The sequence below is a fragment of the Haloarcula sp. CBA1115 genome, assembly GCF_000827835.1.
In the GTDB taxonomy this organism is placed as follows: domain Archaea; phylum Halobacteriota; class Halobacteria; order Halobacteriales; family Haloarculaceae; genus Haloarcula; species Haloarcula hispanica.
The window spans coordinates 70704-87748 of record NZ_CP010533.1; the positions used below are offsets into that span (position 1 = coordinate 70704).

General features: G+C 52.7%; 12 protein-coding genes. 4 read left to right on the forward strand and 8 right to left on the reverse strand.

The genetic code is table 11. The features are described 5' to 3' along the window. Positions 1–66: 66 nt before the first annotated feature. Positions 67–432, forward strand: a complete 366-nt coding sequence (locus SG26_RS20120) for a hypothetical protein (RefSeq protein WP_175055190.1) — start codon at positions 67–69, stop codon at positions 430–432. A 612-nt stretch (positions 433–1044) separates the two neighbouring features. On the opposite strand, the gene SG26_RS20940 is transcribed toward SG26_RS20120, so the two are convergent. The 8 genes from SG26_RS20940 to SG26_RS20150 all read right to left on the reverse strand — a co-directional run bounded on the left by SG26_RS20940 (position 1045) and on the right by SG26_RS20150 (position 8725). Continuing rightward, entirely contained in the window at positions 1045–2100 is a 1056-nt protein-coding gene (locus tag SG26_RS20940; RefSeq protein WP_175055191.1) for a PQQ-binding-like beta-propeller repeat protein, read from the reverse strand. 387 nt (positions 2101–2487) lie between these two features. Then, complete coding sequence (locus tag SG26_RS20130; protein ID WP_050038698.1) at positions 2488–2997, reverse strand: hypothetical protein; 510 nt, start codon at positions 2995–2997, stop codon at positions 2488–2490. Next, the gene (locus tag SG26_RS20135; protein WP_050038699.1) at positions 2994–3590 is read right to left on the reverse strand and encodes a helix-turn-helix domain-containing protein; all 597 of its coding nucleotides are present in this window, start codon (positions 3588–3590) and stop codon (positions 2994–2996) included. The genes SG26_RS20130 and SG26_RS20135 overlap by 4 nt, the downstream gene beginning before the upstream one ends. Positions 3591–4186: 596 nt before the next feature. Next, a complete protein-coding gene (locus SG26_RS20140; RefSeq protein WP_050038700.1) occupies positions 4187–5332 on the reverse strand; it encodes an SOSS complex subunit B family protein in 1146 nt (381 codons plus the stop codon). A gap of 1196 nt (positions 5333–6528) precedes the next feature. Further along, complete coding sequence (locus tag SG26_RS21390; RefSeq protein ID WP_154020842.1) at positions 6529–6681, reverse strand: hypothetical protein; 153 nt, start codon at positions 6679–6681, stop codon at positions 6529–6531. 96 nt (positions 6682–6777) lie between these two features. Next, positions 6778–7143, reverse strand: a complete 366-nt coding sequence (locus SG26_RS20145) for a hypothetical protein (protein ID WP_050038701.1) — start codon at positions 7141–7143, stop codon at positions 6778–6780. Then, positions 7144–7281, reverse strand: a complete 138-nt coding sequence (locus SG26_RS21755; protein WP_175055192.1) for a hypothetical protein — start codon at positions 7279–7281, stop codon at positions 7144–7146. Positions 7282–7576: 295 nt separating this feature from the next. Then, complete coding sequence (locus SG26_RS20150) at positions 7577–8725, reverse strand: hypothetical protein (protein WP_050038702.1); 1149 nt, start codon at positions 8723–8725, stop codon at positions 7577–7579. A 1599-nt stretch (positions 8726–10324) separates the two neighbouring features. On the opposite strand from SG26_RS20150, the gene SG26_RS20160 reads away from it, so the two are divergent. The 3 genes from SG26_RS20160 (at position 10325) to SG26_RS20170 (ending at position 16745) form a co-directional block, all read left to right on the forward strand. After that, the gene (locus SG26_RS20160; protein ID WP_050038704.1) at positions 10325–12487 is read left to right on the forward strand and encodes a nuclease-related domain-containing DEAD/DEAH box helicase; all 2163 of its coding nucleotides are present in this window, start codon (positions 10325–10327) and stop codon (positions 12485–12487) included. A 713-nt stretch (positions 12488–13200) separates the two neighbouring features. Next, positions 13201–14133, forward strand: coding sequence for a DUF1837 domain-containing protein (locus SG26_RS20165; RefSeq protein ID WP_079980888.1), 933 nt, complete (start codon positions 13201–13203; stop codon positions 14131–14133). After that, the gene (locus SG26_RS20170; RefSeq protein WP_050038706.1) at positions 14130–16745 is read left to right on the forward strand and encodes a DEAD/DEAH box helicase; all 2616 of its coding nucleotides are present in this window, start codon (positions 14130–14132) and stop codon (positions 16743–16745) included. The genes SG26_RS20165 and SG26_RS20170 overlap by 4 nt, the downstream gene beginning before the upstream one ends. Positions 16746–17045 lie beyond the last annotated feature (300 nt).

The following is a 17045-nucleotide window of genomic DNA, read 5'->3' on the forward strand; positions in this document are numbered from 1 at the left end:
AACTGGAGCCACCCGGACCCGGAGATTTTTGAGCGATGACGGCCAAGTCTGAATCGCACCGTTCTCATGTCACAGCCACAACTTTCCCCAGAGCAACAGCCATCTAACCAGCGTCAAATCCCGAGCATCGAAGCGATTGGGCCAGTCGTCGATGAAGTGATCGACATTGCCCGGCGAGAACTCGATGCACCGCGGTCAGTGAAGATTAAAACATGGGAGGATCGCGAGTTCTTGGTACGTGTTAAACACAGCACCGCACCGGGCGTGAACACCCGGTATGGGTACGAGACAGCAATCCAGTATCACAGTGATCGGGAAACCGTCGAGGCATTCTTGATCGAGGAAGACACCCACACTGATGAGTCAGAACGACTACTGAAGATGGAGATAGGGACAATCCCTGACCCAGTCGACGAAAAAATTGCGGAGTAGGCGACTCGGCTTACTTGTCTGTCAGTTCTCGATGACAGTCCTCACAGACTTGATCGTACTCCTCATTGCGCTCTGAGTCGTAGAAGGACCCCGCGCGAAACCTCACTGGATTGTACCGAGTGTTGAACGTCTCCTCACACCGTGGACACTGAATCTCTCCCATTTGAAATATCACCTCCCAGCGGCCCTATCTGGCCACCACCTGCCTGCGGTCACACAAAATTGGAGATGAGTACCGTCTGGGATACCGGTCCCAGACACCGACTAACCAACAGTATCCGGGATTTCACCGGTTCTGTTGGTTAGACCAGCGAAGAAACTGACCTGAATCGCAACTGGTCACGTCGCTCGAAGCAGGGCAACGCACGGACAAGCGATAGACTAGCGAAAGAGCGGTTCCCGTCCACATCCCGGCGGCAGGCCGGAATCGCGCCCGCCACTGCAGGCACGATGGACCGAAGCGAGACGCGCGACCGCGCCGAGCGCAGCGCCCCGTCGTCCGAGTGAGCGCAAGCGAACGAGGGCACGACGGACGAGCATTGCGAGTCTGGCAGTGGCGTCGCAAGCTGTCAGCATTATCCGGAAATCAAATCACAAATCGAGGAGTGACCGTCAGCGCTCAATGGCGTACACGTACCCATCGTTGCTGCCGAAATAGACGGTGTCGTCGGTAATGTACGGTTTAGAGAAGATAGCGTTGCCAGTCTTAACTGCCCAGTGCTGTTCTCCCGTCTCGGCGTCAAAAGCCCGCATGTAGCCGTGACGGTCGCCGACGTAGACCACGCCATCGGCAACTCTTGGATTGCTGTTAAGTGGACCTTCTGTCTTCCCGGTCTTCCAGCGGACCTCGCCTGTGGCTGTATCCGCAGCATAAAAGACTCCAAGATGATTACCAAAATAGACTGTCTCATTCCAGACAACTGGGGTAGAATTAATATCAAGATCAGTTTCCAGTGACCAGAGCAAACTACCGTTGTGACGGTTCAGTGCGTACAGCGTGGCGTCAGTTGACCCGACAAAGACATGATCCCCAGAAACAGCAGCGTCTGCCCAGATCTTGTCCTCGGTCGGGAAGTCCCACAAATGCTCACCAGTCGTGGCATCAAGCGCATAAAATGAATTGTCACCACTACCCACATACACAATATCTTTGTGTACAGATGGACCTGCCCCGACACGGCCCTTGGTCAGGTACTCCCAATGCTTGTCTCCTGACTCGGCATTGAGTGCGTAGATATGGTTATCGGAACTTCCAAAGTACACTGTTTCATCATCAGTGGTTGGACTACTGATGATATCGTCGCCAGCTTCGAAATGCCAGCGCTCCGTTCCGCTGGAAGTTACTGCGTAGAGGCTATTATTGTCACTTCCAACATAAATAGTATCGTTGTTCACCTTTGGACTCGACCAAATTGGGCCGTTGGTTTCAAACTTCCAGTTGAGCGATCCATCAGCCGGATTTAATGAATAAAGGTGGTGATCACCGCTTCCAACGTAGAGTTGGCCATGCCTACTGCGTACTGCGGTGGGGACACGGCCGTTTGTTTTATATCGCCACCGAAGCCGCTGTGGCTCAGGCACACGCTCGGTCTCAACGCCTTGATTTCGGCCCTGGAAGGAAGCATAACAGCCGGCGCTCCCAGCCACACCGCCAGCGATCAGTGTCAAAATTTTCCGTCGAGTGTATACCATGTAAACTCTGGTTATACTCAGTTTTTCCGTAGATACGGTGTAGAGAGTTCTAGTGTAGATTTAGTTCATCGGTGAGTGGCAGTAAAATATCTTCGATTGATCCGAACGATTGCTTATCGGGGTCCTCACAGTTTCGTTCCCATCAGTGTCGATTTTCAGGGTGTAGTTCGGAACTGAACGAGCGAGTCTGCCAGTGGCGTCGTGCGCTGGTGCGCTCCACCAGTAACCCAGCCTCAGTTGCACCCCGGGCGGCAGACCCACGCCTCCGACATATCCGTGAGTCCGTGGGAACAATCGTACCGTAATTGGAATACGGGATGTCGAAGATACGGTCCGGATGTCCTGACAGGGCGTTGAAAATGACTAGCTGTCGTCTGGGAGTAAATCTTCGAGGAACCGGAAGCCGTTCACGAACGTCACCGAGTCTCCATATCCCTCACTGGTGAGTACGGTCTCGGTCCCTTCGCCGGCCGCGATATCGGTCGTGTAGATGTACACTTCGCTTACCGTCCCCGCGCTGAGATGCTGGACAGCTAGGGCCGCAAGCGCGGCGTCGGCCTGCTCAACCTCGTCCGCGGGTCGGTCGTCGGCGTTCGCGATGTATCGCTGGACGCCATCCATCGCCCGCGAGACGATGGGCTTGGAAAAATCAAGTGGCGCTGCGACGTCAGCCCACCCCTCGTCGATCGCGGCGTCGACCGGCGGTGCTTCAACGTCGGAGTCATCGACTGTCAACTCCTCGTGCACCCGCTCTGGGAGGACGAAGGTGATGTCGTTCTGGCGGGCGAATCGACGAATAGCCCTGTACCGGTTGTTCGACAGCTGTCCCATGGCGACGAACAGGCCAGTGTCGACGATATGGAGGCGACTCACGTGTCGTCAGCAGCGCCGTCGTCGATGTCCAACTCGTCAAGCGACGCGCCCGACGCCTCGATATCGTAGTGTTCGTGGACGACGGGCCGGAGCGCCTGCAGGATCATCTCCGCAGCTAATGGCGAGATATCGAGGTCTTCGGCCATCAGCCGGTGGGTCACTTCTCCACGTTCGCGGGCGACCGCGTAGGTGAGCGCCGTTGCGAGGCCGGCGACGCCGTGGCGGTCGATGTAGGTGTCGATGTCGTCGTTGGTCTCACGGCGACCGACCGCGTCGATGAGCGCTGGCGTGATCGTGTACTCGCGGTCGCCGGCGGCTGTCGTCACAGTCAGGTTGATCTCGCGGGCTGCATATCGACGGGGCTGTTCATCGTGAGTGACCTCGACGACGCCGGCGTCGACGATCCGGTTGACGTAGCTGTAGGCAGTTCCTTGTGCGAGGTCGAGTTCGTGCATTACGTCTTGGACGGTTGCCTCGTCTTCGTGAGCGAGGTACGTGTATAGCTGGGCAAGCTGTGGCTCTTCGAGGATATCCGCAATCGAGAGGAAGTCGCGGACGATGTCGCCGTCGGTCTGGTCTGAGGTGCGTGACATAGTGCGCTTTGATTACAGTTTACAGAGAAACAGTAAAAAGTGTTCTGGTCACCATTACGATATCGCGATAAGGTGCTCTTTGAGGTCGTGTGTCCAGTAGTTGGCTGGCCCACTGGTATTCTCTCTTGATCGACGGTCGACCAACTAGAGCAAGAGCGACCCCAGTCTCTGTTCCCGGCGGCAGGCCGGGATCGCGCCCGCTACTGCAGGCACGATGGACCGGCGTGAGGCGCGCGATAGCGCCGAGCGCAGCGCCCCGTCGTCCTCGTGAGCGGTAGCGAACGAGGGCTCGACAGACGAGCAGCGCGAGTCTGTCGGTGGCGTCGCGCGCTGTCGCGAGCCACCAGCCACTCAGCCCCAGTTTCTCCCGGGCCGGCTGGCCCACGCTCACGCACACACTAGGACACCAGCCCTCTCACAGCCTCTACCAGACTGACCAACGTCGACGCGACGTTGCAGTGGCGCTCCAGTCCGTGCGCGCGGTTGTCTCGCCGCCGCCCGGCTCGCCGGAGGCGGCGGCGAGGCCGCGTGCGCGAGCACCGTCGCACCGCCCGAGGAAGCCCCCACTCGGTGGGGGACGCCGCCGCTATCGGGCGTCAGTCTGCGGAGTGGGCGATGCCGCGATGGGTGGCGGCCCCATGCTCAGTGTCGAACAGGTCCGAACACTCGGGACAGCGGGCCTTCCCGAGCGTCACGGCGACCGCGCGGTCAGTATCCCGCTCGTTGGCCCACTGATGGGTGTCTGACTCTGCTTCCCACGACGCCGCCGTTCGGCTTTCGCCGGAGGTGCCAAATGCACAGCCAGCGTGTCCAGTGGGCGCGGGACCGTCGCCGCGCTCGATGACGCACATGAGCGTGTCACTCGTGACCGCCACCGTCTTCATGCCGTTGTACTCGTCTGGCTTGCCCCCGGAGATTCGCACCCTATCGCCTTCGTGGAGCGTGCGGACCATCTCGCCGCCGTGCATGGACTTGCCCCAGACCGTGACCTTCGCGCTCGTACCCTCGTCGTCTTCGAGGTACAGCACTTGGTACTGGTTCCGAGCGTCTGGCTCCTCAATGATGTGGGTGACTTCACCCTCGACGGTACACTCGTAGCCGTAGGGCGAGACATCCGCGATTGGCGTGGGTGATTCCAGTTCGTCGCGGGCTTCCGCAAGCACGGTAAAGGACGCCTCATACAGGTCGTCACAGTTGCCCATCTGCCCGGAGACGAGGGCCGCGAGCCGGCGGCTCGCCGCCGCCTGTGACAGACTGGTCTTGTCTGCGAGCGTTGCGGCCTGCTGGTTGACTCGGGCCAGCGTGTCCCGGTCCATCCACTGCCGGGGGTCAGCCGGCGAGCGGAAACCGTCGGCACGTTCCGCCTCGGCTTCGGTGAGCTGGCGAGCCGAGGCTTCGCGGTCGGGACCGTCGACGTGAGCGCGTGCGACCTCGGAATGTCGGGCTTGCTCGGCCTCGCGTCCGTGGCGCTCCTCTTGCTGTTCCAGAGTTTCGCCAAAGTATCGGTTCGGCCCAACCTTGGTCGAGCGCGTCCAGTCGTAGTCGTATGCCTCCTCCTGACGGGCGTAGTAGTTGCCGCGGCTATCGCTGCCCTTGTTCATCCGGAAATCGAGTTCGTCGCCGTTCTCGGTTGCTGCGACCTGCTCTAGAAGTTGCTCGGGACCGCCCTCGACGTGGGCGGAGAGGGTAACCGTCTGCTTGCTTGCCGATGCTTTCTTACCGCTGGAATTGGTAGCGTACATTGTCTTTCGCGTTCCTACGGAAAGACACTTGTCGGGTGTGCCATCACCCGATTTCTGCGGCGTGAAACTGCTTCGTGAGCGCCGCGTGCGTCGTGCCTTTCCGTACTTAACGACACGGGTGCATATAACTTAAAGGTAACGGAAAAAATGGGTTGTTTCAAGTGCAATATTTGGGTGTCTGAATGGTGTCTAAGCGGTGTATTGTGTTTTCGTTTTCGAGGGAAATTAGTATATAAAGAGCGGTGTGGGTTTGACACCCCGGCGGGCGGTCCCATCGTGTGCGGTCGCGGTGAGCCAGCATCCCGCGCGGCCAAGCGAGTGCCGGATGGGTGAAAGCCCGGCAGCGCAACGCAGTGAGCAGCCCGGAACACAGGGCACTCCGTGCCCGTCCTCGTTCCGGCGAGGGAGCGCCGGCCGCGAGGGTTCCTCATCCAGACCGCGCGCGACTCCGACGCGTGCGTCGACTACTGCTGTGCTGCAGTAGTCGGGTGGGACTGAAAGGGGCACGCCGCTGGCGCTTGCTGTAGTCGGGTCAGCGACATATCCGCGTGCGGTTTACGCGGATATGTCGCTGAGCGACCGCCAGCGGCGTGGGGCTTTCGAGGTGTGCTGGTCCGACACCGCACTCGCCGTCGCGATACTGTTTGGAGTGGTTCCAGTACCGCAAGTCCCGGCAGTCCCGCGACAGTCAGTAGTGCCCCCGAAGTTAGTGCTACGAGTTACGCCGCTAGCAGTGCCGTGAGTCTCGCCTTCTGTAGTGCTATCTCCTTCAATACTGCCACGAGTGCCACACCATTCGACTCCAGGTATAGCAGTGCCAGAACCCACCTCCTGCCAGACACGCGACCCTTCTACTCTGCACCAGTCTCGTCCGCCCTCTGTTCCCGTCCCGGCTCCGGAAAGAGCGAGAGTGCCGCCCAGCGGCAGCTGCCCGGCGGCCAGAGAGTACACCAGTCAATCACCTGTTTCCTGCCCGGCCGTCAGTCCCACGCCGACACACGCTCGGCTCTCGCGTTCTCAGCCGCCCTGCCAGCCCCACGCTGCTATCCACCAGCCGTCCGTCTGTTTCGCCCGGCTGTCTGCCCCACGTTGAGAGGGACCGACTGCCAGCGCCAGTGCAGTCGTGTCCCTCTCGTCTCCAACCGCGCGCGATTGACGTGCGCGTCGTCTCTACCGGTAAAGGCAGGTCAGCGACCTCACACGGTGTTCTTGTGGCCTTCCTCGCAGATGACGAGAGGTTCGGTGCGCGGATCGCGAGCGCGTGGGTCTGTTTCGACGTTGACAGTCTCTGTCTTGGCGATTTCTGCGTTACAGTCCTCGTTCGGGCAGGTACCTTCAGTCTCGGACATTGTGTTCCTCGCCCGCCAGGAACTCACAAAATATCGACCAGCGAACCCGGTCCGACAATGGACTCGAGGGTTGCTCTCCAGAAAAGAGAGTCTCGCTTACAGGAGACGAGCGAGCAACTTTTTGAAGCGACCTGTAATACTGGACGTCTCGTTGATCTCGATCTCGACAAGACAAGAACACAGTAGCAACTGCTCGCCACACGCGGGGCACTCTTCGTAGTCACACATCTGGTGGTGGAGCTCGCCTTGCTCGACGCCACAGGCAGGACACGAGCGGTCGCGCCACCGTTCAGGGTCGATCACAGCGGTTGGCTCACCACTTTCGAGCGTTTGCCGCTCGTAGGTGAGAGACTGGCTGCCCTCGCCCCACGGAATCGGGTCGAAAGCCTGCCCGTCGATATGGTAGCGTTTGTCGACACATGCCGACGCCGACTGTGGCCGATGGCAGTCGGGACAACACATCTACTTGTTACCCCGACGACGGCCCTGAAAGACCTCGCCGCGTTCCTGTGCCTGTCGATGCTGGGCACGAATGTCTGGTTGGTCGTCGGCTTCGGTATCTGAAGGCTGTTCATCGACGGACTGCTGTTCGGTACTCATGATCGGGAAACCCCTCGCCCAGTGGGGGGTCACAAAATTGCCTCTAATACTGCCGTCAGACTGGTATCGCTACGGCTCTATACGCTTGTAACAACCACCAAGTTGGTCCGTTGACGCTGTACTTTCTATACGACCCCGTTAGATGACGAAATCGATCTGACGGCACCACCATGGTTTAATCACACAATGCACTAGAGAGGGCTTACACAGTAGCGTTAATCTGTAGTCGGCCAAACATCACCAGTGGGCAGAAGACCTGCAGTGAATGGCAAAACACTCCGCACTTGCTGAAAATCTATTTTGAGGACTCAAATACTCTTTCTGGGTCCGTGAATAGCTTCGTAACAGATGATTCAGGCCCAAACATCTCTGCAAACTCATTTTCGTCGTACATGGGGATGTCCTGAATATTACCCCCACGTGCTGTACTCTTGTTGAGATGAAGATAGGGTTCGTTATTTTTCTTCCCCCGATCTCCATACCGGATATACTTTTTATCCCCAGCAGAATTTGTAATCTCTGCGACTGTAATCTGTCCACCCCCCGATTCATAATCGTCGGCAATGCACGCTAATTCCCCCTTTTCAAATGCCTTGACATAACACTCATCCATCGATGAGAGTAGCTGTCGCCATTCTTCAGGGCTAAAGAACAACCGGCCACCGTTCTTAGACCCCTCTTCATAGACGCTCTGAAATACGACCGCTACAGGTACCCTTTCAGTCTCTTCGTAGGGCTCGATCGCTTTATGAGGGATTTTCACATCCTTTTTGAGTCTGATTGAATTCTCACCCGCCGTATAGGATGACGTTCCAATCTGTTCCCATGATACGACCAATTCATTCTCCAGTAACTTTCGGTATTCAGAAAGCAGCAGTCTAACTGTTTCTCCACTAATTTCCTCCCCTGAGATCTCAGTTTTACCGATCTCATCAACAGGAGTATTCAACAGTGCCCCAATTTGCTGACTGAGTGCTTCCCATGTTACAAGATCGAACTCTGACGCTTCCAACTCGCGGGCATGATCTTGTAATTGTGACTGATTGAATGTACTGCCTTCCTTCGCTTCTACTCCGACAACGAGTTCATCATTAATCTCGATCGTTATGTCTAGCCTCCTCGACTCTTTCGGTGGCTGTGACGGATCAAGCTCAGTCACATCTGGTTTGTCGTAATCATGGCCCTGGGTAGCTAATCCTATGAGCGCCGCGTCATCTGACCGTTCTGCCGACACTGCAGTATTTTCTTGAGCTTTCACCGTGACACTACTTGGATCAATAGTCTGTAAATTGATATCGTGGTCTACTGGGTCAACTAGTGTTTCCAGCATCCTCCGTGAGATATCCCAAGGAAGTTTGTTCAACAACCAACAGAGGTTCTTCGTTGCATTATCTTCTTTGTGGCTCCCGTGATGTGCGAACAACAACTCTTCTGCACGTGTCATAGCTATTTCTAATAAGACAGCGAAAAAAACCTATTGGTGCACAATTGTATTCGATTGGATATTTCATATATAAATATTTTAACTAGTTAGTATGTAGCAGAAAAGTTACTTAATAATGAACCCAATTTCAAACCTTCCATCTCACATTTCGTCCAATTTCTATATAGTGAGCACCCCCATGACAATTCGCATCGTCTATTTCGGCTTTTGCACGAGACGTCAGAGCACCCATAGCGATCACCAGCCACTCGGTTCCAGCGGGGAGGTCATGCAGTCGGTCCTGCACTGTCGGCCAAGTCACTGGACCTCCACGGTAGAATTGCACTCGGAGGTCTTTGTGTGCAAACTGGAGTTCGACCTCATCTTTAACGAACACAACCGTGGCCTCTCTCGCAGATGGAGTAAATGCGTCATAGTCACGCACCAACGCTAGAAGGGCCCCTGCTAACTCTCGTGCTGAGAGGGTTGCAACCGTGTTGTCGAGCAATACAGTACCGGGAGAGTTAGGAAGTGTAACGCTCTCGACAGTGAAGTCTCTCTTGGAGTGGGAATCATCGGAGAACACGCACCCCTCAAACCGAAAGAGACATTTAGCACTTTGGGTTTTAGCAACTGAATAGTCAGACGTACCGCTGTACGTCGAATTTTTGTATAATAGTCAGAGTTATATAATGAGTTAATGAGGGATATCGCGGCAAACTGCTATACCCGTGGTTGTGTCTTCAATGGTTTCTACTGGGTATAAAATCCAGCGGTTTTAGCGTTCATATTGGCATCCTTACTGTTCTATGATGCTGCCTCTACACTCAATCCGATACACAAGAATAGTCCGCCGAGTTGCAAAACTTTAATATACTAGTTTCGCCAGAACCGCCAGCGATATACATCACGTTTCAGTCTATTCGAATAGATGTCCTGGCCTGATGAGAGAACCCAAGCGTCTGCTGGCACCTCAGATGAGACCTTCGTGAGCTGGGAGTTGACGTATGAACGGGGGTTTGCCTCAGCACCCGATGATTCCGAAAGCGCACTTGGGATGGTCCTCTTGATGCTGTTGGACACAAATCGAACAGACGAGTGGGAGGACCGCCGGAAGTGCGCCGCCATCGCACGAGACCACTCTGATCTCAACGTCCCAGAGATCGCTGGTCTGCTTGGGATGGAGCCGATGGGAGTCCACCATGCCTCAGCCGTTGGTGAGCCGCCTTGGACGTTAACTCACCCGGAAGAGAATCGTCGGGTGCGATTACGTCGAGAGATCGAGACGAGGTAGCCAACGAGGAAATCGTGATTGCTGGGGGAGCCGTCTGGATCACCTTCTGAGAACGACTCTGGCGAGACGGCCTGTTGCATTGCCTCAAGCTTTGGCCGGAGTTGGCCGCTCGTCGAGCGCACCAGCTCATCGTCAGGTCAAGAACGGAGTACCCCTGTCGAAGCGGTCGCAACTTGGTGGACAGTAATCTAGCTGTTCAACTGTGGACTCAACTCGTATCGAATACTATCCTGTATTCGCTGTAGGCGTAGTCAATGTAACAGTAAAATATAAACTTGTATATATTTAGTGGTAACCTTTTAATGTGTATATGTAGACGTATCGCTGTGGATTTCATACCGACCGAAGTCGACACAGGGCAAAGAGGTAGTGAGGCAGAGTTGCCGGTCTGGGATGCAATCAAAAGCGCGTTCGGGGCGGACGACTTGGGTATTGCCTACTACAAATATCCAGTTATTGATAAGAGCGGCGAGGACTATGATCGGGAACCTGATTTTGTGCTTCTGCATCAAGAACTGGGCCTGATTGTTATCGAGTGTAAAGGCTACCAGATCGACCATATCGATACAATCCAGGGACAGGTATGGAATCTTCAAGGAATAAGCCAGTCGAAGGCAAAACCTCATCCGCAAGCCCGAGATCAGGCATTTAAGATTCGCTCGTATTTCGCTCGGGAAAGCGAACTCACTGACGAGATGGGGCGGTGTAAGATTCCAGTGAACGTGTTCATTGCGCTTCCCAACATCTCACGTGAGGAGTGGACTGACTGCGGGTATGATGAACTCCCATCGACACCACGGGTACTCACCTCAGATGATCTTTCGCCGCAGTCACTTCGTGACCAATTAAACAAGACACCGAAGATGGAGGCACTCTCCAGTGAGGAATTCCGTGCTGCTCGATCTGTCCTCGGTGGTGGAACCGTCATCGGCAACGAGGGAACTGCTGCACCACCAGACCCAACCACCAAAGGGGAACTCTATGATACAGTCGAACAGCGCCTCCCGAAGCTTGATCAAAAGCAAGAGGAGATCGGCATTCAGATCCCACCTGGCCCTCAGCGAATCCGGGGTATCGCAGGCTCTGGCAAAACCATTCTTATGGCGATGAAGGCAGCCCGGATGCACGCGAAACATCCAGAGTGGGATATTGCGGTCACGTTCATGACCAAGAGCCTCTATCCCCAGATACAGAGCCTCATTTCTCGCTTCTACTGGCACTTCGCTGAGGAAGAACCAAACTGGAACAAGTTGCGACTGCTCCACGGGTGGGGTGGCCACACAGTGCTTGATGGGATGTACTATGTTCTCTCACAGAACTCGGAAGCTCATGACTTCCTCAACGTTGGTGACGCCCATGCTCGGTTTGGCCGATTCGAAAAAACACCGGACTTGCTTGATTCCTGCTGTGCCTCTCTCATTGAATCAGGGGACGTCCCCACGATGTTCGATGCGGTTTTGATCGACGAGGCGCAGGATTTCCTCCCGAATTTCTTCAAAATGTGTCGAGAGGCACTTCGCGAGCCCAAACGGCTTGTCTGGGCGTATGATGAAGCCCAGAGCCTGAACTCGCTCACGGCACCTCGATCCGAGAATATCTTTGGGACCAACGATGATGGGGAGTTGCTTGTTGATCTGAGCGGGTCATATGAGGGTGGCATCCAGAAATCCCAGATAATGCGGAAAGCGTACCGCTCACCGCGAGAGGTGCTCATGGCCGCCCACTACTTTGGAATGGGACTGAAACGAGAGCAAGGTGCTGTGCAAGCGATCACAACAAAGCCCGGCTGGGAAAATCTCGGATACGAGGTCGTTGATGGCGACTTCCGCCGCACAGGCGAGGACATCCGAATTCGTCGCCCAGAAGAGAACTCGCCACACCCGCTGAGCGAACACGAAGAGGCTCGTCCATTCGTCCGCTTCTCCGCTGCTGAGACGAAACGCGAGGAAATTGAGCTGATTGCTGAGAGTATCTCACAGGATATTACGGCTCACGGGCTTGATCCAGAGCAAATCATGGTCATTCTCTTGGATCGAGAAACCCAGGAGGATGCGGATGAGCCGACGGATCGTCTTGATGAAGCCTCAGCTGATGACATCGTCTTCAACCGAGTATGGGACGGTGAATCGAGCGTGTTCGCGGTCGACGATGAAGTAACTGTCACTCGGATCAACCGCGCGAAAGGGAACGAAGCAGCAATGGTCTATATTTCCGGGTTAGAGCACGTTGACAATGTCTCTAGTGGACAATCACTGGTTCGGCGGCGCAATCAGGCCTTTGTCGCCATGACCCGAACTCGGGGGTGGTGTCACGTTACTGGGACTGGCTCGTGTGACGCGTTCGATGAGATGCGGTCAGTGCTTGATGGTGTCACTGCAGATGAGCCTGAAATGCTCTTTCCCGCGCCTGATCCACAGTCACTTGAGAACGAAATGGAAGCTGAGCCCGAACCAACGACGCTCACTGACTTCATTTCAGAAGAAGAGTAAAACTCATCAACCGTTTCAAGCTTTCCAACCGAGTTCCGTCTAATTGTATCTGGCTTGGGTACGTAAGCATCGCTATATACCCTATCCGCTCCACTGTTTCTGATTACCAATGACTCCGTTGGGGCCCGAGAGAAATGATGCTTCGTATATGAAATTGGCGCCAGTATCACCGTCGGGATCATGATAGTCAACCCACTCTTTCAGCAGAGTTACAGCGTGATACCCTGACTTGTTCACTTTCCAGACGAAAAGAATTCTCTTAGGTATAAATCACAGATTACTTCGAAATAGCTAATTATAGGCACTTAGTCTGCCGTCTGAGACTACTCTGGCGCAACGATGTCTTCACATATTGTACACTCTGTCCAGATGCCCTTTGTGCTATCCTCTCGTTTGAATTCAATCAGAGGCCACGCAGCCGTGATGCGCTCGTCACAGTTTGGGCAACGACCGAGACTTTGTGTGGCATCAAGCATGGAAAGTGATGGAAGAGGCCTTTTGCAGCGTCTTCACCACGTGAAACCCGACACCGTTGAGAATATGGATTCACCTAGCTATCAGATAATAAACGTGTATGTCGGATATCTGCCCGCATATTCAACCAGAAAGTATTCCACAATAACATTATTGCGATTAAATAGCATCCATCTGTTATAAACAGGAAAAATATTATATTAAAATATCTTCTTAGAGGAGATGATGGAGTTAGATGAGTGAGCGAACCCAACTCTGCTAATGATTCGTGGTCTGTACACACACAGATAGACCGGGAAGAATTCCTTGAGCAAATTTTCAAGTGTGCAGAATGGGAAGAGGAGAGGCTCAATATTTCCGCATATTGTGTAGATCCAAATCATAATGTGATTGAAACAGGCCCATTCATCGAGTATGTCAGTAATAAATATCCGAAGTTTGTATTCTCCCAAGACGAGATCGAGGAAATGTTCGAGGAGGGTACTTGGCCATTCAAAGAAGCTCAGAAGCGATCAGATTTTACTGACGACCCAAGTAACGATGGCAAACTTGGGGAGCTAATTCTCTTCCTATTCGTCGATGCTGTATTAGATATTCCGATGGTAAGCCACAAAATCGCTTGGACACAAGAACCGGTACAAGAAGTTAAGGGATCTGATGGACTCTTCTATGGAATATATGATGGAAAGGAATCTCTTGCACTCAGTGAGTCGAAAATACACAAGCGACGGCATGATGCACTACGAAACTCACTTGAGAGCATCAAGCGGTTCCACGATCATAGAGGGAATACGAAAACTAACCATGAACTTAATGTGGCGGCAAAGAATCTCAGCTCAAATCTCTCAGAAGCAAAAATACAAAAATTGATGGATCTGTTCACCGGACGTGACACTTCGTATCAGCAGATTCACCCGATATTCGCAGCGTATAATGAAAGCTGGATGCTAGACATACAAGCAGAATCTGATGATGAGGAAGAGTTACGCGAACGTGTAACTTCTGAATTACGCGACTCTGGAGTCAAACAGTACCTAATTAATAAACTAAATGAGGATGAGTACCAGTCACTGAAAAAGTACCAACTCATTTTTTTCCTCCTCCCACTGGAGGATGTGGACTCATTTCGTAAGGAACTGCAGCACGCGATTTACCCATTTAAGAATTCATGACGGAAACTGGAAAGTCAACATACGAAATCGCAGAAGGGTTTGATGTATTTAATGACTGTCTGGATGCTCTGACAGCTAATCTAATACAGGAAGATTTGGGGGTTTCAGAACACAATCAAACGGGACTCGATACTTTCCAAGAGGATAGAAACTCAGAGACCATCACTGACGAGGATATTCGGCAGAGTGCGTGGCTTGCCTCGGCGCTTGCTTCCAGTGACAATGACACTCACAAACTAAAAGCTCTCTCGTTCGGTATTCTAGCTTATCTTAGGTATCAAGGCAATGAGCAAGAATCATTGTATAAACGATATTTATACATCATTCTCTCTCGGGTTGGAAACCTTCCTGCGTTTGAGAACATTCGCAGAGCAGAAGACCAACTCGGCTTTGAGACCCAGCTGATTAACTCCTTAGACTCAGTGTTAGGACTTGAGCTAGAATCAAATCTTGATGAGTATGAAATAGATGAGGGGAAGATATTGTCAGAATTCCAGATGGAAATTTATAATTTACTCATTGAGGGTAAAGACGTTGCCATTTCTGGGCCAACCTCATCTGGTAAGTCGTTCGTTTTACAGGAATATATTGATCATCAAATAACTAGGGAAGAGGGTTTTGAAGCGATCTACGTCGTTCCAACTCGCGCGCTGATCTCCGAAGTCAGCCGAGATTTATCCACTCGGCACGAAGAGATTGAAGTTCGAACTGGAGCTTACTTTGAGAAGGGAGATATTGATGATACTGATGAAGATAATGCCGACGTGTTTCTTGTTGTCACTCCAGAACGATGTCTGAAATTGATTGATCCAAGCACCCGACATCAAATCGATCCAAGTCTTGTATTCCTTGATGAACTGCAAAATGTTGAAGAAGACCAACGAGGTGTGCTTTTTGAAAGCATCATCCAATATCTAACAGACTACTACCCGAGTGCTCAGATTGTCGCTGCAGGTCCATATCTAGATAATCCTGGAAATACACTAGAATCCCTAACAGGTCGCGATGTTGAGGAGGTCTCAACAGCGTTTACACCGATTCTCCAACTTAAAACTACACTTCGATTTATTAGCCAGAAGTCGAAAATAAACCGCGAGTTGGAACTGGAAATTCATAGCCCCTCTGGAGATACGATGAGCATCCGGGTTCCAGAACCAGAAAGTATGACTTATTCCGAAGTCAAAGGTAATAAGAAAAAATCACTCCGAAAAATAATCGAAACCTTCGGAAAAGATACTAAGAACTTGATCTACTCTGCTAGGAAAGACTATGCCGAAGATCGAGCAAGGCATATCGCTAGTTTTCGGGATACACAGCCGGTTGAGGCATCAGTTCAGGATTTGATTGATTTTCTTTCCGATGCAATTCACAAAGAATACTCGCTGATCGAATGTCTTGAAAAAGGAGTTGCATATCACCACGGAATGGTTCCGAAGATTGCAAGAGAAGAAATTGAACAGATTTACGATAACTCTGCATTTCTGGATACAATCATAACAACCCCAACACTAATGCAGGGGGTAAATCTTCCTGCTGAAAAGATTTTCTTGGTGAGTGCAAACCGAGGGCGCGAAAAACTCTCTGACTTCGAATTCAATAATCTTATTGGACGTGTTGGTCGATTAGACACCAAGCTCTACGGTTCTATTTATTGTATTGAAACAGAAGGCGATGAGTGGGCGGACGACAAGTTGGGTAATGACGAAAAAAAGGAAATTGAGTCTGCCACATCTAAGGCCACAAATAACGCCAAGCAATTGATCGATGCCCTCCAACGGGACGACCTCAGTCAAATTGATGACGATGCTATTAGGTATACATCAATTCTGCTCCGTGGTCGGTACTTGAAGGATCAAGATACTGTAGCTGCGTATCTACAAAACAAAGGTTTCGACAAAGAAAATATTCAAGCTGCTGAGGAAGCCCTCCAATCAACGTTAGTGAACGTTGAGATACCCGAGTCGGTTTTGCGAAAAAACCCAACGGTTGACCCAATCAAACAAAATACTCTCTATCAAAATCTCCAGCAGAACCCGGATCCTTGGATCGTGGCTCCAAACCGCCACGAATATTCATATGAACAATTTGAGAGCGTAACCAGTCGACTCAACTCGATTTTCAAGTTTACGAATGATCCCGAAATGGGGATCGAGACCGAAGTTCGAGAAACGGAAAACTGGGGGCTTGGCCCAATCATATATGCCGGTAACGAGTGGCTGAGGGGTTACAATTATAACACCATCATCACTGGTCGGCAGGAATCAGAAGCAGTTAACGATGGAGATATTAATACGTCGATTCGGAAGGCGCTTCAAACCGTACGGACAGATATCCGATTTGTTCTCGTGAAGTATTATGGGATATTGACAACACTACTCGAACACGGAGATATAGAAGCCCCAGACTGGATGCTGCGGTTTGATCAGATGCTTGAGATGGGTTCTATGCGCTACAATCAAATTAGACTCATGTCGATGGGTGTAGACCGATCTGTGGCGGTCAGTCTCAGGATCCCAGAAGATGTAGATGACGCGGTAGGCTATTTGAACGAAAATCGCGGGAATATCGCCCCGTTCTATAAGCGGCATCTCAAGAACCAAGGAATCCTCTGAATAAACTGGGTTCACACGGGAACGCTGGTCCGAATGTGGTCAATTTAAAAGCCAGAGTACGGCGACCACGACGATCGCGAAAGCGAGAATGGGAAGCAGGTACTGACGGAGTAAAGCAACCGGTGCGAGAAGCACTGCCCGTAGTATGTGATAGACGCGCCGAGTCGTCGCCGCTGTGGTCGGCATCGGGACACGGGCGGCCTACTACGCGGTTCGGCGCGTTCGGTACCCGCTAAGTGAGCTAGAGTCGGCCGAACGAGCGCCGTCGCAGGTCCAGATCCGGGCCTATCGGCTCTGGCA